Origin of the sequence: Frankia canadensis, assembly GCF_900197875.1 — a bacterium.
GTDB classification, from domain to species: Bacteria; Actinomycetota; Actinomycetes; order Frankiales; family Frankiaceae; genus Frankia; species Frankia canadensis.
This window is the reverse complement of sequence record NZ_FZMO01000037.1, coordinates 1-19053: the sequence shown is the minus strand read 5'-3', so window position 1 is coordinate 19053 and position 19053 is coordinate 1. Positions and strand designations below refer to the sequence as shown.

Genomic DNA, 19053 nt, shown 5'->3' with positions numbered 1-19053 from the left:
GGGGTGGGGCACGCGCTGGCGCAGTCGTGGGAGCGGATGGGGCCGGGCCGGGCGGTGCGGACGCTGCGGCTGGTCAACCAGGACCACGGGTTCGACTGTCCGGGGTGTGCGTGGCCGGAGCCGCCGCCGGGGGAGCGGTCCGTCGCCGAGTTCTGCGAGAACGGCGCGAAGGCGGTGGCGGAGGAGGCGACCCGTAGCCGGGTGACGCGGCAGTTCTTCGCGGCGCATCCGGTGTCCGACCTCGCCGGTCGCTCCGGCCACTGGTTGGGCAGCCGCGGTCGGATCGTGGAGCCGGTGTACAGGGCGCCGGGCGCGGATCATTACGTCCCGGTCGGCTGGGACGAGGCGTTCCGAATCGTCGCCGCCGAACTGGGGGCTCTCGACAGCCCGGACGAGGCCGCGTTCTACACCTCCGGGCGCACCAGCAACGAGGCGGCGTTCGTGTGGCAGTTGTTCGCGCGGATGTTCGGGACGAACAACCTGCCGGACTGTTCGAACATGTGTCACGAGTCGTCGGGGGCGGCGTTGACCTCGACGATCGGAGTGGGTAAGGGGTCGGTGACACTGGCCGATCTGGAGTCCGCGGATCTGGTGCTGGTGGTGGGGCAGAATCCGGGGACGAATCATCCGCGGATGCTTAGTTCGTTGGAGCGGGTGAAGCGGGCGGGCGGCAGTATAGTCGCGGTGAATCCATTGCCGGAGGCGGGGTTGCTGCGTTTTCGTAATCCGCAGCACGCCCGGGGGATGGTGGGGCGTGGCACGGCGTTGGCCGACCAGTTCCTGCAGATCCGGCTGAACGGGGACATGGCGCTGTTTCAGGGGTTGTCGCGCCGGCTGCTCGACGCGGAGGACGCGGCCCCCGGCACGGTGCTCGACCACGCCTTCCTCGCCGAGCACACCAGCGGATTCACCGAGTTCGTCCACCATGTTCGTGCGCACCTGACCGACGCCGACATCGCCGTGGCGACGGGGCTCGCCGCCACCGAGATCGACGAGCTGGCCCGCCGGGTGCTGGCCGCCGACCGGGTGGTGGTGTGCTGGGCGATGGGCCTGACCCAGCACGCGAACGCGGTCGCGACGATTCAGGAGGTCGTGAACTTCCTGCTGCTGCGGGGGAACATCGGCCGGCCGGGGGCGGGGGTGTGCCCGGTGCGCGGGCATTCCAACGTCCAGGGTGACCGCACGATGGGAATCTGGGAGAAGATGCCCGACGCATTCCTTGACGCGTTGGGTGCCGAGTTCACCTTCACTCCGCCGCGGGCGCACGGCCATGACGTGGTGGAGACGATCCGGGCGATGCGTGACGGTCGGGTGCGAGTGTTCCTCGGCCTGGGTGGGAACTTCGTTGCGGCCGGGCCGGATTCGGCGGTGACCGAGGCGGCGATGCGGGCGTGTCGGCTGACGGTGCAGGTGTCGACGACGTTGAACCGTTCCCATGCGGTGACGGGGCGGGCGGCGTTGATCCTGCCGACGTTGGGGCGCACCGAGGTCGATGTGCGGGCGGGTGGGGCGCAGCAGGTCAGCGTCGAGGATTCGATGGGCATGGTGCACGCCTCCCGGGGCACGCTGCCGCCGGCCGGGCCGGACCTGCGCTCGGAGGTCGCGATCGTCTGCGGGCTGGCGGAGGCCACCCTCGCCCGCCGGGCGGACGATTCGGTGGACTGGTCGGGGTTGGCCGGGGACTACCGGCGGATCCGCGGTCACATCGCCCGGGTGGTGCCGGGATTCGAGGACTTCGATGCCCGGCTCGCCGCGCCGGGTGGCTTCCAGCTTCCGCATCCGCCGCGGGACAGCCGCACCTTCCCGACGCCGGACGGGCGCGCGGCGTTCACCGTGAACGCGGTGGAGATCCTGCGCGTGCCGCCCGGGCATCTGCTGCTGCAGACGGTGCGCTCGCATGACCAGTACAACACCACCGTCTACGGCCTCGACGACCGTTACCGCGGGGTGCGCGGCGGACGGCGGGTGGTGTTCGTCCACCCCGACGACCTCGCCGCGCTCGGCATCGCAGACGGCGACCATGTCGACCTGGTCAGTGTCTGGACTGACGGCGCGGACCGTCGCGCGGAGAACTTCCGGGCCGTGGCGTTCCCGACCGCCCGCGGTTGCGCCGCCGCCTACTTCCCGGAGACGAACGTCCTCGTCCCGCTGGACTCCACCGCCGCGCGCAGCAACACGCCCACGTCGAAATCCCTGGTCGTCCGCCTGGAGCCGGTCGTCCGTGCGGAGCCGGGCGCCCGTGCGGCGCAGGAGTAGACCGGATGGGACGGGCCAGTGACCGGCGGCGGGTGATCCGGGTGCGGGCGGGCGCGCAGGCCGCGGTCCGGCCGGACACGATCGCCGGCGAGGAGCCGCTGGAGATCCGGGTCGGCGGGCGGGCGCTCGCCGTCACCATGCGCACCCCCGGCGACGACATGGACCTCGCGCTCGGCTTCCTGCTCGGCGAGGGTGTGATCGGCGACGGGCGCGACGTCACCGCCATGCGCTACTGCGTGGGCCAGGACGGCGCCGTCGACGAGGCTGGGCGGCCCACCTACAACGTCCTCGACGTGACGCTCGCTGACGGTGTGCCGGCGCCCGAGGTCGACGTCGCCCGCGCCTTCTACACCACCAGTTCCTGCGGCCTGTGCGGCAAGGCGAGCATCGACGCGGTCCGGCTGCGCGGCCGCTTCCCCGTCGCCGACGACCCGCTGCGGGTCAGGCCCGAGATCGTCACCGGCCTGCCCGAGGCGCTGCGCGCCGCCCAGCGGCTGTTCGCCACGACCGGCGGCCTGCACGCGGCAGGCCTCGCCGGGCCGGACGGTGTGCCCTGGATCGTCCGGGAGGACGTCGGCCGCCACAACGCCGTCGACAAGGTGATCGGTGCCGCCGCGCGCGCCGGCCGGGTGCCGCTGACCGGCCAGATCCTGGTGGTCAGCGGCCGGGTGTCCTTCGAGCTGGTGCAGAAGGCGATGATGGCCGGCATCCCGATGCTCGCCGCCGTCTCCGCTCCCTCCACCCTCGCCATCGACCTCGCCGAGGAGACGGGCATGACCCTCGCCGGCTTCGTCCGCGGCGACACGATGAACATCTACACCGCCCCCCACCGCGTCACCCTCACCTGACCGGGGGCGAGACCAGGTCAGCTGGGGCATTCCAGGCCGAGCTCGGTCCTGACGGCGGCGGGGACGCCGACGCCGCAGCCGACCTCGGAGGAACCGAGGTCCACGACCTTCCAGGTGCCGCGGGTCCGGTGCAGCACCGCCTGGGCGCCGCCGGCGGTGGGTGAGGAAGCGGCGGCGACGGCCCAGGTGGGGTCGATCGAGGAGACCGTGACCTTCTCGACGACCGCGTCCTGGGCGACGTCTGGATCACGCTTCACCGCGTCGGCGATCGCGGCGACGGGTGACGGGGACGCGGTGGCGACGGACGCCTGGGACGCGGACGCCTGGGACGCGGACGTCGGGGACGCGGACGTCGGGGATGTGAACGTCGGGGATGCGGTGACAGCCAGCGTCGGGGATGCCGTGGCGGTGGGTGTCTCGGACCTCGCGGTGTCCACGACAGTGGAGGTGGGGACGGCCGCCTGCTGCTGGCCGCTGTTGCATGCGCCCAGGGCCATGGTCAGTCCGAACACCGCCGATACCATCGCCAGGACCCTGGTACTCCCGATGCGCCTGCGTGTCACGTATCCCCCAGAACAGTGCGGTTGACGGCGGTTGGCATCGATCACAGTAAGGGCAGTCGGGGCGCGCCGCCGGTGAAGGCCCAGGCGTTCAGGACATAGGCGGCGCCGAGGAAGACGCCCTGGGGCGCATACGCCCAGCTCCCCGAGACGAGGCCGAGGGCTACCCCACCGGCCGTGGCGCCGAGCAGCCCCCAGGCCAGCGCGGGCACCGCCCGACCGTGCTTGAAGGCCCGGCCCTCGGCGGCGGGCCTGCAGGCGAGTTCCCACCGCCAGAGCGGCCGCCGGCGGCGCAGACGGCCGATGGACAGCAGCCGGGTGCCGTCGTCCCTCCCGGTGGCCATCCATCTTGGTGACGCCTTGCACCGAAATGCAACCACGACCGAGCTACCGGTGGCGCCAGACGGGGGACGGGCCCGTCCGGCGTCCCCGGTGGTCCCCGGTGAGGGCCATCGGAGCCGGGCGGCCGACTCGCGTGGAGCTTCAGGGTTTCAGGGTTGAGGGTGGGGAACGGGTGCGAGACAGCGCACTGGCGTGGGGAGGCCCGATCATGACCGTCGTCCATGAGGTGGAGCACACGTTCGCCGTGAACGAGGCGTTCCGGGTGCCTCCGTTCGACGGCGTCCCGGGCGTAGATTCGATCGCGGATCGTGGTGAGAAGCGGCTGGATGCCGTTTACTTCGACACCGACGATCTGCGCCTGGCCCGCAACCGGATGACGCTGCGCCGCCGGGAGGGCGGCGACGACGCCGGCTGGCACCTCAAGATCCCCACCGCGGACGGCGCCCGCGACGAGATCGGCCGCCCGCTCGGCGAGGCGGGTCACGTCCCGGACGACCTGGTTGATCTGGTCGCCGTCCGGATTCGGGGCGCCGAGCTGCATCCGGTGGCGCGGGTGACGACCGTGCGGCGGGTGCGGCGGCTGCGCGACGCGGCCGGGCACGATCTGCTCGAGGTCGCCGACGACGAGGTCAACGCTCGCACGATGGGGCGGCGGACGATCGTCTCCCGGTGGCGCGAGATCGAGATCGAGGCGCTCGACCCGGCCGCCGTCGCGCTGCTGCCCGCCGCCGGGGAAATACTGCGGGAGGCCGGGGCTCGGCCCGCGGTGCTGCCGTCGAAGCTGCGCCGGGCCCTCGCCGTCGACGTCGGCCGGCCCGATCTCGAGGCCGAGCGGCCGCGCCCCACCGCCTCCGCGACCGCCGGCGAGGTCATCCACGCCTACCTGGTCGAGCACACCGCGGCGCTGCTCGACAACGATCCGGGAGTACGGATCGACGCGCCCGAGTCCGTGCACGACATGCGGGTCGCCGCGCGGCGGTTGCGCAGCACCGTCCAGACCTTCCGGCCGCTGTTCGACGCCGGGCGGGCCGGGCCGATCGAGGCCGGGCTGCGGGAGATCGGCGAGGTGCTCGGCGAGCCGCGCGACGCCGAGGTGCTGCTCGCCGGCTTCACCCGGGCACTCGCTGAGCAGCCCGTCGACATGCTGCTCGGCCCGGTGCGGGCCCGCGTGCAGGAGACGTTTCTGGGGGAGCGGCTGCGGGCTCGGGAGGCGGCACTCGACTACCTGCGCGGGTCGCGGTACCTCACTTTCGTCGAGGAGCTGCTCGCCTTCGTCGGGGACGCGGAGCAGACCGACCTGGCGCGCAGGCGGGCCCGGGCGGTGCTGCCGAAGCTGGTCGCCAAGGCCGATCGGCGGCTCACCCGGCGGGTGGACCGTGCCCGCGCGATCACGGTGGCCGGCGCGGAGCGTGACATCGCCTACCACGGTGCCCGCAAGGCGGCGAAGCGGCTGCGCTATGCCTGCGAGCTGATGGAGCCGGTGGCGGGCAGGGACGCCGTCCGCCTGGCGAAGCGGGCCCGGCGGGTGCAGAACGAGCTCGGCGAGCATCATGACAGCGTGGTGGCGCTGGCCCGGCTGCGCCGCCTCGCGGTCTCGGCGAACCTCGCCGGCGAGTCGTCGTTCACCTATGGCCTGCTCGCCGGGCAGGAACGCGCCCGCGCCGGCACGCTGCTGACCTCCTTCGAGACCACTTGGGCCGACGCCGGCCGCCCCCGCCTGCGCCGCTGGCTGCGCCGCTCCCGCAGGCACGCTTAGCGCCCTATCTCCTGCCGCAGCGGGTCCGGATGTCCCCCGCGGCGCCGACGTTCGGCGGCTGGTGTGGGCCGCGCCACGGATGTCCACTGAGTTACGAGCGTGCGACGGATGTGTGCCGTCCATGCCGGGACGAACCGGACGGCGCGGGTGGAGGCTGCGGTGACGCGAGCTCTGGTGGTGTACGGGACGACGTACGGGGGGGCCGGCCGGGTGGCCGCGGCGCTCGGCGCCGCGCTGCTGGCCCGAGGGCTGGACACCGAGGTCAGCCCGGTGCGGCAGGTGGGCGGCGTGGCCCCCTTCGACGCGGTGGTCGTGGCCGGCGCGCTGCGCGGCGGCCGCTGGGCGCGCGATGCCCGCCGCCTGGTGCATCAGGGACGTGACCTGCTGGCCCGGATGCCGGTCTGGCTCGTCGCCGCCGATCCGGAGGTGTCGGCCGCCACAGCCCACCGACTGGCGCCGGTGGCCCAGCTGGCAGAGATGGCCGCCCTGGTCGACGCCCGCGGGGTGGTGACCGTCGGCGTCCCGTTTCCCGCGGGCCCCGGCGCGTTCGGTTCCCTCGCCGACGCCGTCGTGGCCGCGGTGCCGCTGGGGAAGCTGCGGGCGGTGCCGGCCTGGGGGAGCGGTGGAGCGTCGGCCGGGCGGGAGCGGGCGCGGTTGCGTCTTGTCCGAACGGCGTCGGACGCTCCGGCGACGAACGTTGCCATGTGACCTGCATCACGTAGAGATGGGAGCTTTCGGGAGTGCGTGGGCGCCCCCCGGCTGGCGTGGCAATATTTAGACCAACCCCGTCCGCGCCAGGAGCGCCGTGATTCCGCACGGCTCCGCCTGTCCGCGCGCGTGGGCTCACCTCCTTCGCCTCCACTGCTGTTGTGCCTTCACTTCCCCGGGACGTTGTCGATGGCTGCCGCAAAAAACGTTGAAGCCGTTGTCATAAACTGGAAGAGGCCGCAAAACGTCGGCCGGATTGTTCGTGCACTGCGTAACCAATCGACAGCATGTACGGTGACGATTTGCGATACTCACCCCGAGCCCCGGTTCGCGCTGCCGGCGGAGGTCCTGGGCGCGGCCGACCGGGTCTACCGCTGGCAGCACAACACCGGGCCGTACTCCCGGTTCGTGCCGCTGGCCGCGTACGACCACGAGTTCACGTTCTTCGTCGACGACGACATGGTGCCCGGCCGGCGGTGCGTCGAGCACTTCGTTGAAACGGCCGGATCGCTGCCGGATCTGGGCGTGATCGGGCAGCTTGGCCGAGTCATTCCCGAATCCGGCGTCTACAGCCCCCGTGACGTGCCGCGGCTGCCTCGGGCGCGGGAGGTGGACGTTCTTGTCCGGGGATTCTTCGTGCGCACCAGAAATCTGCACCACGTCGCCCAGCTCCGTTGGCTGATGAACTATGTCGACGAGACGGTGCCCGAGGACGACATGGTGCTCTGCGTGGCGATGCGGCTGTGCGGCGGACTGCGCAACTATCTGACCCCGTCCGATCCCGATCCGGCGACGCTCATGAACGAGGCCGAACTACCTGATCCACACGCGCTGCACCGGCGCCCCGACCACCTGCGGCGCCGGGTGGACTTCATGCGGGCCGCCCTCGACCTCGGCTGGCCGGCGCTGCGCCCGGCAGGCCCTGCCCACGCCCCTGCTCCCCGCCTGCCCCGGCAACCTGACCGCGACCAGGTCGACCGCGACCGGGTCGACGTCGTTCCCGCGGCCGCCCGTCCGGGAACGAACGGGGCGCGGCGACCGCGCCGGTCGCCGTCGAAGGGGGTGCTGTACCTGGCGCTGGGCGAGGAGTACGGGCGGCTGGCGACGGACAGCGCCCGCACGCTGCGGCTGCACGGCTACGACGGCCCGGTCCGGGTCGTCACCGACCGGCCGAGCCGAGACCTCGCCGACCTCGAATGCGAGGCTCACGTCGTCGGGGAGCTGTCCCGCGGCTTCGCCAGCCGCTTCCACAAGACCCAGCTGTACCGATGGTCGTTCGAGCGGACCCTGTTCCTCGACGCCGACACGGTGGTGATCTCCTCGATCGGCGAGATCTGGGAGCAGCTGGCCGGGCACGACATGGCGATGGCCCCGGACATGCACGCGTCGGTCGGGCACGTGCTGGCACACAGCGTCAACGACCCGGCCCGCCGCGCCCCGGAATACCAGCTCATGCGTGACCTGGGCCTGACCGGGCGCCGCTACTACAACAGCGGTGTCATGCTGTTCGGGCAGGGGAGGCGCACCGCGGACGCCTTCGACCGCTGGCACCGGGAGTGGAACCGGTTCCGCGGCGAGGACCAGCTCGCCCTGGTCCGCGCGATCGCCGCCAGCGGCCTGCGGGTGCGCACCCTCGACTCGAGCTGGAACCGCCGCCCCAGGGCGTTCGCCTCCGTCGACGAGGCCCGGGCGTCCGGCGTGCGCATTCTGCACTTCCTGTCGCGCCAGCGAACCCTGCTGACCGACACCTACCTCGGCGTCGTCGCCGAATACCTGGGGTAGCTCCCTGCCTCGGCCTGGATCACGACGGGCGCGCGGCCCGCCGGACCACCGGCGCGCCCCGCCCCGTGCCGCGGGCCCAGCCAGGTCCGTCATCGGTACCGGCGTCGGCGCCGGCGGAGGTTGTCTGCTCGTGGTATTCCTGGTCGACGTTGACGGACCAGACGTCGTGGTCGGTGCCGTCCAGGATGTTCTCCACGGTCAGCATGGCCGTCAGCATCGAGTGGTCCGCGTTGTTGTAACGGTGCATGCCGTTGCGGCCGACCGGGTGTACCTGAGGGAGGTTGGCAGCCAGCCATGCACGGATCACCTCGACATTGCGCCGGTAGTACTGGTCGTAGGTCGGGTACGCCTTGGGGACGCGCACGACATGGCCGGCCTCGACGGCGCCCGGCCGCACCAGGCCCAGCGTCTCCAGCTCCGCGATCGCCAAGGTGACGAGGTCGTCGTCCGACCGGGACCACATGTCGTCTCCCTCGAAGACGAAGTACTCGAGCCCGAGACAGGTCCGCCCGTCCTTCACCATGAACGGCGACCAGGATCCGTAGTTCTGGATCCGGCCGACCCGCACCCCGGGGTCGTGGATATAGATCCAGTTGTCGGGAAAGCCGAACTCCTGCGGTACGACCAGCGCGACAGTCAGATAGTCCCGGTACCGCAGGTCGCGGGCCGCGTCGAGGACCGGCGGCGGAGGCGGTGGGTCGATGCTCGCCACCAGGGTGGACAGCGGCGTCGACGAGATCACGTGGTCGGCCGCCACCTGGTACGGCTCACCGGACGTGGGGGTGACCGTGACGGCGCCGACCTGGCCGCCCGACCGGTGCACCGCGGTGACGGCCGCGTTCAGGGTGAGCGATCCGCCCATCTTCACGACCTGACGTGCGGCCGCCTCCCACATCATTCCCGGGCCGAGCCGCGGATAGTGAAACCGCTCGATCAGGCTGGTGATGTCGGAACGCCCGCGGCCCGGCCGGACCGCGTCCAGGACGGCGGCGGCGAGTGACATGTTCTTCACCCGTTGGGCCGCCCAGTCGGCGGGCATCTCGCTCACCGGCATTCCCCAGACCTTCTCGGTGTACGTCTTGAAGAAGGTCCGGTAGAGACGCCAGCCGAAGCGGGAGACGAGCCACGCCTCATAGTCGGCATCTGGATCCCGGGGTGGCCGGAGCCTCGCCCAGCCATACGACGCGAGCGCGAGGGCGGAGTCGCGCGGGCCGAGGTTGCGCAGCGCGTTCAGGGGGCGGAGCGGATAGTCGTAGAGATTTCCGCGGTAGTAGATCCGGCTCATGCGAGGACGAATCAGAAAATCCTCGTCACCGAGGATCCGATGCCACAGCTGTTCGACGCGGGCGACCTTGGTGAAGAACCGGTGACCACCGATGTCGAAGCGCCAGCCGTCCCGCACCACGGTGCGGCTGATGCCGCCCACGACGTCGTCGGCCTCGAAGACGGACACCGGCAGTCCGCGCTCGGCGAGCTGGTGCGCGGCCGTCAGGCCGGCGGGGCCGGCGCCGATGACGACCGTGCGGGAAAGGTCATCCGCCGGGCTGTTCAGAGGCATCGGACTGCTCCTCAATAGTCGATCATGTCCAGAGAGTTGGACATGAATGTCCAAGACTAGCCTGGCGGGGTGGAAGGTCCGACCGACAGGCCCCGGCGTCCGGCTCCGCGGGGGCTTCCGGCGAAGAGACAGGCGATCATCGATGCCGCCCTGCGGCTGTTCGTCCGGCACGGCTTCGCGGCCGCCAGGCTCGAGGACGTGGCGCGGGAGGCGGGCGTGTCCCGGCAGACCGTCTACAGCCACTTCGGCGACAAGGACTCCCTGTTCCAGGCGGTCGTCGAGGCCCACCTGGCCATGGCCCTCGAGGCGTTGGACGAGGTCAGGGCGGATCCGCTGGACGCGGCGCCCGATCCCGCAGCCCAGCTCGACGAGCTGGCCAGGCGGCTCGCCGGTATCGCCCGTGACCCGCGCAGCGTGGCGCTGCGCCAGCTGCTGCGGACCGAGGGGTCGCGCCGCCCCGAGCTGTTCGAGATCTGGCGCACCCGGGTGGCCCGGCCGGTCTTCGCCGAGGTGGGCGCCCACCTCACCCGGCTCGCGCACGGCGGCCTGCTGCGCATCGACGATCCGGTCCGCGCGTCGGGCCAGTTCATCGCGCTGGTGTGGGGGACGGGCTGGCAGCTGTCCGCGCTGCGCGACGTGGCGGGGGCGGCGGCGGACGGTCCGGACGAGGCCGCGCTCGCCGCCGCGCGCACGGCCAGCGTCGCACTCTTCGTCCGCGGTTACCGTCCATAGCCCTGGCCGGCGGACGGGCCGGTAGCACCGATTCGGCACATGGCTCACCCAGCTGAACAACCAGGGCGCGCGGATTACCCTTCGCTGATACGAGCTGCCCGCCGCGGGCGCCTGAGCCGGCTCAAGGTCTGGTCCGGCTCAGCGTCTGGTCCGGCTCAGCGTCTGGTCCGGCTCAGCCGCCGACGCGGCTGGCTTCGCTGTCGTGTGTGCGGTGGCGGTGGTGATGATGGTGGTCGCGGTGGTGATGGCGGCGGGGCTGGTCGACGCCGTGGCGGTGATGGTGGGCCTTGGCGACGAAGAGGCCGACGAGGAGCAGCGGCCAGGGGAACCAGCCGGTCCCGCGGGAGACCAGCACCAGCAACGCGATGTAGGACGCGACCGCCACCGGAACCAGGTAAGGACGCAGCCGCGCCGCGCCGCGCTCGCGTAGCCACGCGGCCGGAGCCGACGGGCGGGGAGCGGGCTGCTCGGTGCGCGGCCGGGGCTGCAGGTCCGCGGTGAGCGGGGCGAGCTCGTCGAGGGTGCGGGCGGCGTAGGCGCGGGCGAGCCGGTCGTCCGCCTCCTCCAGGGACAGCTGGCCGGTGCCGGTGGCCCAGCACACCCAGTCGGCGGCCGCCGCGCGGTCCGCGTCACTGGCCCGCAGCCCGCCACGAGGAGCCGCCCGCCCCTTGCTGAGATTCACCGGGGTGAGACCCACAGAACCGTCCGCCATCCCGCTCCTCCTTCGGCGGCCACGCCATACCGTGCCCTCAACGATATATCGGATTAGTCGCCGCGTCTCTGCGACAGCTCCGGCCGACCGGGCCCGCAACTCTCGTCGGGCGACCAACTCGGCACGTGGGTCTAACGGTCCGGCCAGCCGGGGCGGGAGAAGGCCTCGCCGGTGAGATGGAGGCGGACGATCTCCCGGGTATACGGCAGGGTGCGGTCGGGCAGGTCGGTCGGCGAACGCCAGCACAGGCCCGCGCACACGTCGGGCTCCCGGATGGTCGGCTCGCCCTGCCAGCGACGCACGGCGAACCCGAAGCCGAGGCGGGCCTCGCTGTCCGGCGGCAGCGCGTGGGTGACGCCGGCGAACGTCACGTCCCGGGCGGCGACCGTGAGGCCGAGCTCCTCGTCGAGTTCGCGCACGGCGGCGCTGACGACGTCCTCGTTCGGTTCGATCCGCCCGCTGGGCAGCGCCCACCAGCCGCTGCCGTAGATGTCGCCGGCGCGCAGGGTGAGCAGGATCCGCTCGTCACGGACCAGCAGCAGGAGGACGTCCACCGGGGTTCGGTGCTCCTCGCGCACGGCGCCAACCTACCGTGCGACGCGTGCGATGCGGCGGCATCCGGTGCGTTCCGGGCACCGGCGTGCGGTCGAATCGCTCCGCGGGTGCGCCGTCCGCACCCGTCACCCGATTGAAACCCGGTGTTAGGACAGCTGGTCCTATCACCCCGGAAGGACGTCGGCGAGACGGCGAGACGGCGAGACGGCGAGACGGCGGGACCAGTGGGGGACAGGTCGGTCCCGCATCGTCCCCGGCGCTGGTCATGTTAAAGGCGTCACGATGGCTTGATAATGTGCTCGTTGGCGTCCCGTTGCTGGTCCGGTAGCCTGCGGGACACTGACGGCAGTGTCCCGGAAAGGCCGTGCGGTGGCCGCTCGGTGAATCCTTGGCAAATTTGAGGCCAAGCTTCACGGGGTCAGCTCCCCCTTTCGGGTGCGGTGGATGGGAAGCGCCACTCGGCCCCCGCGGGGCCGGAATCTCTTGGTAGTGTTCCCTCCGCTGCGCGGGTATTCCCGCAGGGTCTGCCGTATATCGCGGAATTCCGCCGCTCCGCCCCAGGGAGAAACGGTGTTCACTCGACGTCCCGGGTCCCTTCTCCGTCGGCCGCTCGGACGACGGTTCGCGGCCACGGGGGTTGCCGCGGTCCTGCTCGCCGTGGGCGCGGGGCTCGCGGGGTGCTCGTCGTCCGACCCGGCATCCGTGGCGGCCTGCGCGTCGCCCGGGGTGGACGACCATCAGATCAGCCTCGGCGTGCTCTACCCGGACTCCGGGCCGGTCGCGGGGATCTACGCGGCCGCCCGGGCCGGGATCGACGCCCGGCTCGGGGCGGCCAACGCCGCCGGCGGCGTTCACGGCCGGCGGATCACCTACCAGTGGCGTGACGACCAGGGCGTCCCGCTGCCCAACGGCATCGGCGCGCGCGAGCTCGTCGAGCAGCGGGGGGTGTTCGGGCTGATCGAGCTGTCGGTGGCCGCGGCCGGTAGCGCCGCCTACCTCACCCAGCGAGGCGTGCCCGTCACCGGCATGGCCTCGGACGACATCTGGACCCGTGCGCCCAACATGTTCGCCGCGACCACCTCCACCGGCGCCGCGGTCGACACGCAGGGGCAGTTCGTCCAGGAGCGGGGTGGACGCCGCGCGGTGATCCTGCAGACCGCCCTGTCGCCGGCGCAGTCGAGCGCGGCCGAGTCCTACGCGCGCAGCCTGGTGGCCGCCGGGGTGCAGGTGCTGGGCACGGTCACCTACACCTCCGGGGTCGACGACCCGGCGCTGGTGGCGCGGCGGATCGCGGCGACGCGGGCCGACACCGTCGTCGGCGTCATCGAGCCGCACGATCTCGTCGACGTCGTGGACGCGCTGCGTGGGGGCGGCTACAACCCGAAGGTCGTGCTGTCCGCCAATGGCTACGACCACGACCTGCTGCAGACCTACGGCCCACGGATGGCCGGCATCGCCGTGCCGGTGTTCTACCGCCCGTTCGAGCTCGGCGGTCCGGGCATCAATGCCTACGTCACCGCGATGCACCGCTTCGCCCCGCAGGTCACCCAGCCCGAGCAGGACATCGCCGTCGCCGCGTACATCAGCACGGATATCTTCCTGCGCGGACTGGACCTGGCGGGCGCCTGCCCCACCCGGGCGCGGTTCATCGAGGCGCTGCGCGGGGTGAACAGCTATGACGCGGACGGTCTGATCAACACGATCAGTTTCCGGGTCGGCCCGGCTCGTCCGACCACGTGCTACTCGTTCGTGCAGGCGAACACGACCGGCAGCGGATTCGTCGTCGTGGAGCCCAACCTCTGCGGTCACCTGCTGAATCCGTGACCGGCGCGAGCCCCCGCCCCGGACTACGGTGGGGGTCGTGAGCAATGTGGTCGAGTGCGACATCGTCGACGCCATCGCGGACGTCCGGCTGAACCGGCCGGAGAAGCGCAACGCCATCAACGACGCGATGTTCGACGAGCTGCTGGCGGTCGCCACCCGCCTCGCCGGCGACGCGTCGGTGCGGGCCGTCGTCCTGTCCGGGGTGGGGCACGGATTCTGTGCGGGGCTCGACTTCGACCAGTTCCGCGCGTTCGCCGCCGAGGGCGAGGCCGGCGAGAAGCCGTTCGCGGACCCGGGCGACCCGGCCGCCGGCGGCCGGCGCATCCCCGGGCGGGGGCAGCGGATCGTCTCGGCCCTGCGCGCGGCGGACGTGCCCGTCGTCGCCGCCGTGCACGGCGCCGCCATCGGCGGCGGGCTGCAGCTCACGCTCGGCGCGGACCTGCGATTCGTCACCGCGGACGCGAAGCTCGGGCTGCGGGAGATCGAGTTCGGCATCACGCCGGACATGGGCGGCACCCAGCTGCTGCCCCGACTGGTTGGATCGGACGTGGCGATGGACCTGATCCTGTCCGGTCGGCTGCTGTCGGGCACGGAGGCCGTAGCCGCCGGCCTGGCCACCCGGGTGTGCGCGGACCCGCGGGCCGAGGCGTTCGCGTTCGCGCGCATGGTCGCCGGCCGCAACCCTCTGGCCGTGCGTGGGGTCACCTCGTTGCTGCGCACCTCACTGACCGCGACGGTCGAGGAGGGCATGGCTGCCGAGCTGCGCGTCATGGCCGCGAACATCGGGACTCCGGACCAGGCCGAGGCCACCCGCGTCTACTTCGAGCGGCGCGCTCCCGTCTTCCGCGCCTGACGGCCGCATCCAGTCCGGATGTGGCAATCAAGCAGATTCATTACAATGGGGTGACTGATTGAGGTTGGGTGCCTGCCGGTGGCGTGGCCGCGGCGGGCCACGCTGAAGGGCGCGTGATGGACAAGATCTGGGCCAACTCCGGGGACTCCCACTTCCTCGAGCCGGAGGATCTGTTCGCCCAGGCGCTGCCGCCGCGGCTGGCGGAGCGGATGCCGAGGTCGGAGAAGTTCGACGGCTACGAACTGCTGCACGTCGACGGTCAGACGATCAGGCGTCCCATGCCGAAGCCGATCCGTGACGGTGAGTTCAAGGGTCAGACGATCGAGCAGATCAGCCACCGTCCGCCGGGCTCGAAGGACGCGCGGCTGCGCCTCGCCGACCTCGACGAGGAGGGCATCTGGGGCGAGGTCACCTACCCGTCGTTGGGGATGTGGGCCACCCTGATCCGGGATCCGGAACTCGTCCGCGAGGCCGCGAAGGCGCTCAACGACTGGGCCGTCGAGGCGCTGCAGGGTCTCTCGCCCCGCTTCGTCGCCACCGCCAGTCTGCCTCTGCTCGACACCGCCGACGCCGTCGCCGAGCTGCAGCGCTGCGCCGGCCTCGGCTACCACGCCGTGTTCCTGCCGACCGTGCCACCGGCGGGCCGGCCGCACTGGAACGACGAGGCATGGGACCCGCTGTGGGCGGCGGCCGAGGAGGCTGGGCAGGTCATCGCCTTCCACATCGGTACCGACGGCGAGAACGTCGTCTACCGCGGCCGCGGCGGGGCGCTGCTGAACTTCAACGAGACCAGCTACGGCGGGCAGCGCGCCGCCGCCATGATGATCGCCTCCGGGGTCTTCGACCGGCAGCCGACCCTGAAGGTGCTGGTCTCCGAGGGCGGGGCGACCTGGGTGCCCTTCCTCGGTGACCGGCTCAACGAGTCCGCGCGCCAGCAGCCGATGTTCGTCTGGCCCAAGCTCGACCGGCAGCCCAAGGACTACATGAACCGGCACATCTACGCCTCGTTCCAGCACGACGAGACGGCGATCCCGACGTTCACCTCGATGGGTTACCGCAACGTCATGTTCGGTAGCGACTACCCCCACATGGAGGGGACCTACGGGCACACCCAGAAGACGCTGCACAACCTGTTCGACGGCATCGACGACGCCACCCGCGACCGCATCACCATGGGCGCGTTCCTCGAACTGTTCCCGCACGTCGGCCGCCCGCCGGCGAACTGACGGGAGCCCGCCGCCGCGCGAGCGCGGACCTGCTCGCCCCGGACCGGGCGCCGGCCGGGGCGAGCAGGTCCGCACCGCCGGACGTCGACGGATCCGGACATCGGCATGGTTCAGGTACATGGTTTGACGACGGTAGGCGGGAGTGACCGAGGATGATCGAGACGAGGCTGGTCGGCCCCTTCGGGGCGACCATCACCGACCTGGACCTCACCGGCGAGCTGTCGGACGACGCGGTCCGCGCGGTCACCGACGCGCTCTACCGCAACCGAGTCCTGCTCTTACCGGGGCACCAGCTTTCCCGTGAGCAGTACGCCCGCTTCGGTGGTGCCTGGGGCACGCCGATCTCCTTCTTCGTCCCGCGTCACCGGGACAACGACTATCCCGAGATCATCAGGATCACCAACTCGCCGGCGACCTCGCCGGAGTCGCGCGACGGCGCGATGCACTGGCATTCGGACAGCTCCTACGAGGCGGTGCCGGCCGCGGTGACCATGCTCTACACCCGGGAGATGCCGGCGTCCGGCAACTCCACCCGCTTCGCCGACACCGCCGCCGCCTACGAGGCACTGCCCGAGGCGATGCGCAGGCGCGTCGATGACCTCGTGGTCCTGCACGACCCCCGGGGCGGCAAGGTCACCACGGCCGGCGAGGTGCGCGGCCGCGGTTCCACCACCGACCTGCCCGTCGTCACCCATCCGCTGGTCGCTGTCCACCCGGTCACCGGCCGCCGCTCGCTGTTCGGCTTCTCCGGGACGGCGGCGGGGATCGTCGGGATGGCGGAGGCTGACGCGATCGAGCTGCTGCTGGAGCTCAAGCGATTCGTCCTGCGGCCGCGCTTCCAGCAGGAGGTCCGGGCCGAGGTCGACTCCATCCTCATCTGGGACAACTGGTCGGTCGTACACAGCGCGACGCCGACGGTCTACAGCGACCGCGACGGCGAGCGGCGTCTCGTCTACCGGATCAGCACCCGCGGCATCCCCGGCGTCCACGCGTCTGTGTCACCCGGGCCGTGAACAGGGCTCGGGAGGGCGGCTCCTCGGAGGGGTCGGAACCGTCCTCCCGAACGGGCGGGTCGCTCAGAACGGGGTGAGCGACAGGGTCATCGACGTCGGCGTGGTGTCCTGCACGTAGGACGCGAAGCCGCCGACGTCGTCGAACGGGAAGCCGTACGCCCGGCCGTCGGCGGCGTGCGCGTGCATGACCTTGCTGTAGACGTTCGTCACCGCGTCGGTGTAGAAGCCGGCGGGGTCACCCGTCGGCTGGGTGGCGCCGGTCAGCAGGGTCGAGCGGTTGAAGCCGGCGCCGAGCACGGCGGCGACGGGGCCGGTCAGCCCGTCGTTCGCAGCGGCGAGCGCCCCGGCGCAGAACAGCACGTCGCGGGTGCTGGGCCGGGAGATCGGCGCGACGCCGCCGTCGAAGCGCAGCACCCCGTCCCGCACCCGGCCGGTACGCGTCGCCCCGCCGGCGTCGACCGTCAGCGGGGTGGACGCGTACCGGTTCCACACCGCGTCGATGTAGCCGTCGTAGTAGCCGGCGGGGAAGATGCCGCTCTCGATGCCGTGCCCGGGGGCGATCACCCGCAGGTCGTCGACAACCAGCGGGGCGAACGCGGACGCGGCCCGCAGGTCGGCGAAGATCGCGTCCCGGCCGCCGCGGGGGATGGTGCCCGCCGTCTGGTCGGCGGCGCCGCGCAGGCGGATCGACAGTGGCACGCTGAACATGTCGACCATCGTGGTGTTGCAGAACATGCCCGCCGGGTTGTGGGTGAACTCGACGAAGTCGTGCAGCACCCGGTAGCTCGGATCGCTCGCCACCCAGCCGGCGGGATGCTGCAGCGCCGCGTTGCCCGCGCCGTCGGTGACGACCCTGAAACGGATCGGGTCGCCGATCGAGACGTAGATCCGCCCGGACATGTTCGCCGGCACCGCGAGCCGCGTGTCGCCGTCGTCCACCAGGGGGATCGACAGGTCGGCGAAGCCGTCGGCGCCGTTGTCGGCGGCGGACACCGTCCGGGTGGAGCCGTCCGGGTGGCTCGCGACCTGCCGGCCCGTACCGAGGTCGGTGCCCACGATGTACACCCGGATCTGCGCGTTGGTGTAGCGGTAGGTGTGGTTGACGATGGTCAGCGGCAGGGCGCCGGCCGGCACCGCCGCCGCGGCGAGCTGGGCGCCGACCGGTCGTCCGGGCGCGCTCGACCGGTCGAGGATCTTCGCGGTCCCCGCGGTGGCGGCGCCGAGGGCCACCGCACCCGCGCCGCCGAGCAGGAGCCGTCGGGTCGGCATCAGCGGGCCGACAGCGCGCGGACGAAGTCCAGCGGCTGCTGGTCGATGCTGCTGCAGGTCGGCTGCGCGGAGCCGGTGGCCCCGCCGGGGCACGGCTTGTCCCGGGTCAGCGACCACATCGCGAGCCACGCCAGGTCGTGCTGCGCGGCGAACGCGGCGAGCTGGCGGGCGTCGGCGACGGTGAAGACCTCGGTGGCGACGTCGTTGACGCCGATCATCGGGGTGACGGCGAGGCGGTGCCAGGCGTCCGCGTCGGACAGCCCGAACACACCGCGGATCTGCGCCTGGGTGGCGGTGGCGGCGTCGATGGCGTATTGGCCCATCCGCCCGGCCGGGTTCGGGGCGACGCCGTCGCCGAAGTCCATCGCCATCACGTTGACCGTGTTGACGTTCACCCCGTTCGCCTTCGCGTTCGCGAGCAGGTTCACACCGTCCTGGGTCAGGCCGGTGGGCAGTACGGGCAGGGTGAACGACACGTCCAGCGTCCGGCCCGCCGCCGCGGCGTCACGCTGCAGGGAGGCGATGGCCTGCGCCCGGCGGGTGCTCGCCGCGGTGTCGGCGGTCGCCGCGCCCTCGATGTCGAAGTCGACGCGGGTCAGCGCGTAGGTGCTGATCACCTCGCCGTAGGCGGCGGCGAGGTCCGTCGCGCTGGTGCACGCCTGGCCGAGCTCGATGCCGTTCGCGCCGCCGAAGGAGACCCGCGGCTCGCCGCCGAGCGCCCGCAGCTGACCGATCTGGCCCGGCACCCCGTCCTGGTTCAGCTCGGAGACGCCGCCCCACTTCGGCGTGCAGCCGCCGCCGGACAGGACGAACGCGAGCGTGTAGTCGTCGACGCCCGTGGCCTTCGCCGTCGCGACCAGATCCGCCGGCGGGTACAGGGACGTGTCGACGTACGGGCTGAACCCGCCGCCGCCACTGGCGGGCGCCGGCGCTGTAGTGGCCGGCGCTGTGGTGGCCGGCGCCGTCGTGGCGGGGGCGGTCGTGGCCGGCGGTGCGGTGGTCGATGCCGACGCCGGCGGCGAGGCCGGCGGACCGCCGACGGCGCGCTACCTCGACGCG

The 19053-nt window shown here is 72.1% G+C and carries 17 protein-coding genes; 10 read left to right on the top strand and 7 right to left on the bottom strand.

The window, feature by feature from the left end; translation table 11 throughout:
* Both C1A33_RS04890 and fdhD read left to right on the top strand, forming a co-directional pair.
* The coding region (locus tag C1A33_RS04890) for an FdhF/YdeP family oxidoreductase (RefSeq protein ID WP_207770167.1) at nt 1-2256 on the top strand (2256 nt) is incomplete at its 5' end.
* A 5-nt stretch (nt 2257-2261) separates the two neighbouring features.
* On the top strand, nt 2262-3104 hold the full coding sequence (gene fdhD, locus C1A33_RS04885) for a formate dehydrogenase accessory sulfurtransferase FdhD (RefSeq protein WP_101830328.1): 843 nt from the start codon (nt 2262-2264) through the stop codon (nt 3102-3104).
* A gap of 17 nt (nt 3105-3121) precedes the next feature.
* Here fdhD and C1A33_RS34600 read toward each other — a convergent pair whose 3' ends face one another.
* Entirely contained in the window at nt 3122-3616 is a 495-nt protein-coding gene (locus C1A33_RS34600) for a hypothetical protein (protein ID WP_101830327.1), read from the bottom strand.
* A 92-nt stretch (nt 3617-3708) separates the two neighbouring features.
* Entirely contained in the window at nt 3709-4008 is a 300-nt protein-coding gene (locus C1A33_RS04875; protein ID WP_101830326.1) for a hypothetical protein, read from the bottom strand.
* A gap of 206 nt (nt 4009-4214) precedes the next feature.
* On the opposite strand from C1A33_RS04875, the gene C1A33_RS04870 reads away from it, so the two are divergent.
* From C1A33_RS04870 to C1A33_RS04860, 3 genes are all read left to right on the top strand, one after another.
* A complete protein-coding gene (locus tag C1A33_RS04870; protein WP_101830325.1) occupies nt 4215-5762 on the top strand; it encodes a CYTH and CHAD domain-containing protein in 1548 nt (515 codons plus the stop codon).
* Nucleotides 5763-5921: 159 nt separating this feature from the next.
* Entirely contained in the window at nt 5922-6470 is a 549-nt protein-coding gene (locus tag C1A33_RS04865; protein WP_101830331.1) for a flavodoxin domain-containing protein, read from the top strand.
* A gap of 294 nt (nt 6471-6764) precedes the next feature.
* Nucleotides 6765-8252, top strand: coding sequence for a glycosyltransferase family protein (locus C1A33_RS04860; RefSeq protein WP_243407202.1), 1488 nt, complete (start codon nt 6765-6767; stop codon nt 8250-8252).
* Nucleotides 8253-8271: 19 nt separating this feature from the next.
* Here C1A33_RS04860 and C1A33_RS04855 read toward each other — a convergent pair whose 3' ends face one another.
* Nucleotides 8272-9810, bottom strand: coding sequence for an NAD(P)/FAD-dependent oxidoreductase (locus C1A33_RS04855; protein WP_101830323.1), 1539 nt, complete (start codon nt 9808-9810; stop codon nt 8272-8274).
* Nucleotides 9811-9879: 69 nt separating this feature from the next.
* On the opposite strand from C1A33_RS04855, the gene C1A33_RS04850 reads away from it, so the two are divergent.
* Nucleotides 9880-10542 carry a TetR/AcrR family transcriptional regulator gene (locus C1A33_RS04850; protein ID WP_243407201.1) on the top strand — a complete coding sequence of 221 codons (663 nt, stop codon included), beginning with the start codon at nt 9880-9882 and terminating at the stop codon, nt 10540-10542.
* Nucleotides 10543-10714: 172 nt separating this feature from the next.
* Here the strand turns inward: C1A33_RS04850 and C1A33_RS04845 are convergent, their stop codons facing one another.
* Nucleotides 10715-11254, bottom strand: a complete 540-nt coding sequence (locus C1A33_RS04845) for a DUF1707 SHOCT-like domain-containing protein (protein ID WP_101830322.1) — start codon at nt 11252-11254, stop codon at nt 10715-10717.
* Between the two features lie 131 nt (nt 11255-11385).
* Nucleotides 11386-11832, bottom strand: coding sequence for an NUDIX domain-containing protein (locus C1A33_RS04840; protein ID WP_101830321.1), 447 nt, complete (start codon nt 11830-11832; stop codon nt 11386-11388).
* A 547-nt stretch (nt 11833-12379) separates the two neighbouring features.
* On the opposite strand from C1A33_RS04840, the gene C1A33_RS04835 reads away from it, so the two are divergent.
* The 4 genes from C1A33_RS04835 (at nt 12380) to C1A33_RS04820 (ending at nt 16725) form a co-directional block, all read left to right on the top strand.
* A complete protein-coding gene (locus C1A33_RS04835; protein ID WP_243407200.1) occupies nt 12380-13633 on the top strand; it encodes an ABC transporter substrate-binding protein in 1254 nt (417 codons plus the stop codon).
* 37 nt (nt 13634-13670) lie between these two features.
* Nucleotides 13671-14486, top strand: a complete 816-nt coding sequence (locus tag C1A33_RS04830) for an enoyl-CoA hydratase-related protein (protein WP_101830329.1) — start codon at nt 13671-13673, stop codon at nt 14484-14486.
* A 116-nt stretch (nt 14487-14602) separates the two neighbouring features.
* Nucleotides 14603-15712, top strand: coding sequence for an amidohydrolase family protein (locus tag C1A33_RS04825; RefSeq protein ID WP_101830319.1), 1110 nt, complete (start codon nt 14603-14605; stop codon nt 15710-15712).
* 152 nt (nt 15713-15864) lie between these two features.
* Nucleotides 15865-16725: a TauD/TfdA dioxygenase family protein gene (locus tag C1A33_RS04820; RefSeq protein ID WP_101830318.1), complete on the top strand. Its 861-nt coding sequence runs from the start codon at nt 15865-15867 to the stop codon at nt 16723-16725.
* Between the two features lie 63 nt (nt 16726-16788).
* On the opposite strand, the gene C1A33_RS04815 is transcribed toward C1A33_RS04820, so the two are convergent.
* The gene (locus tag C1A33_RS04815; protein WP_101830317.1) at nt 16789-17994 is read right to left on the bottom strand and encodes a beta-1,3-glucanase family protein; all 1206 of its coding nucleotides are present in this window, start codon (nt 17992-17994) and stop codon (nt 16789-16791) included.
* Complete coding sequence (locus C1A33_RS04810) at nt 17994-18740, bottom strand: chitinase (protein WP_243407199.1); 747 nt, start codon at nt 18738-18740, stop codon at nt 17994-17996. The genes C1A33_RS04815 and C1A33_RS04810 overlap by 1 nt, the downstream gene beginning before the upstream one ends.
* Nucleotides 18741-19053: the final 313 nt, after the last annotated feature.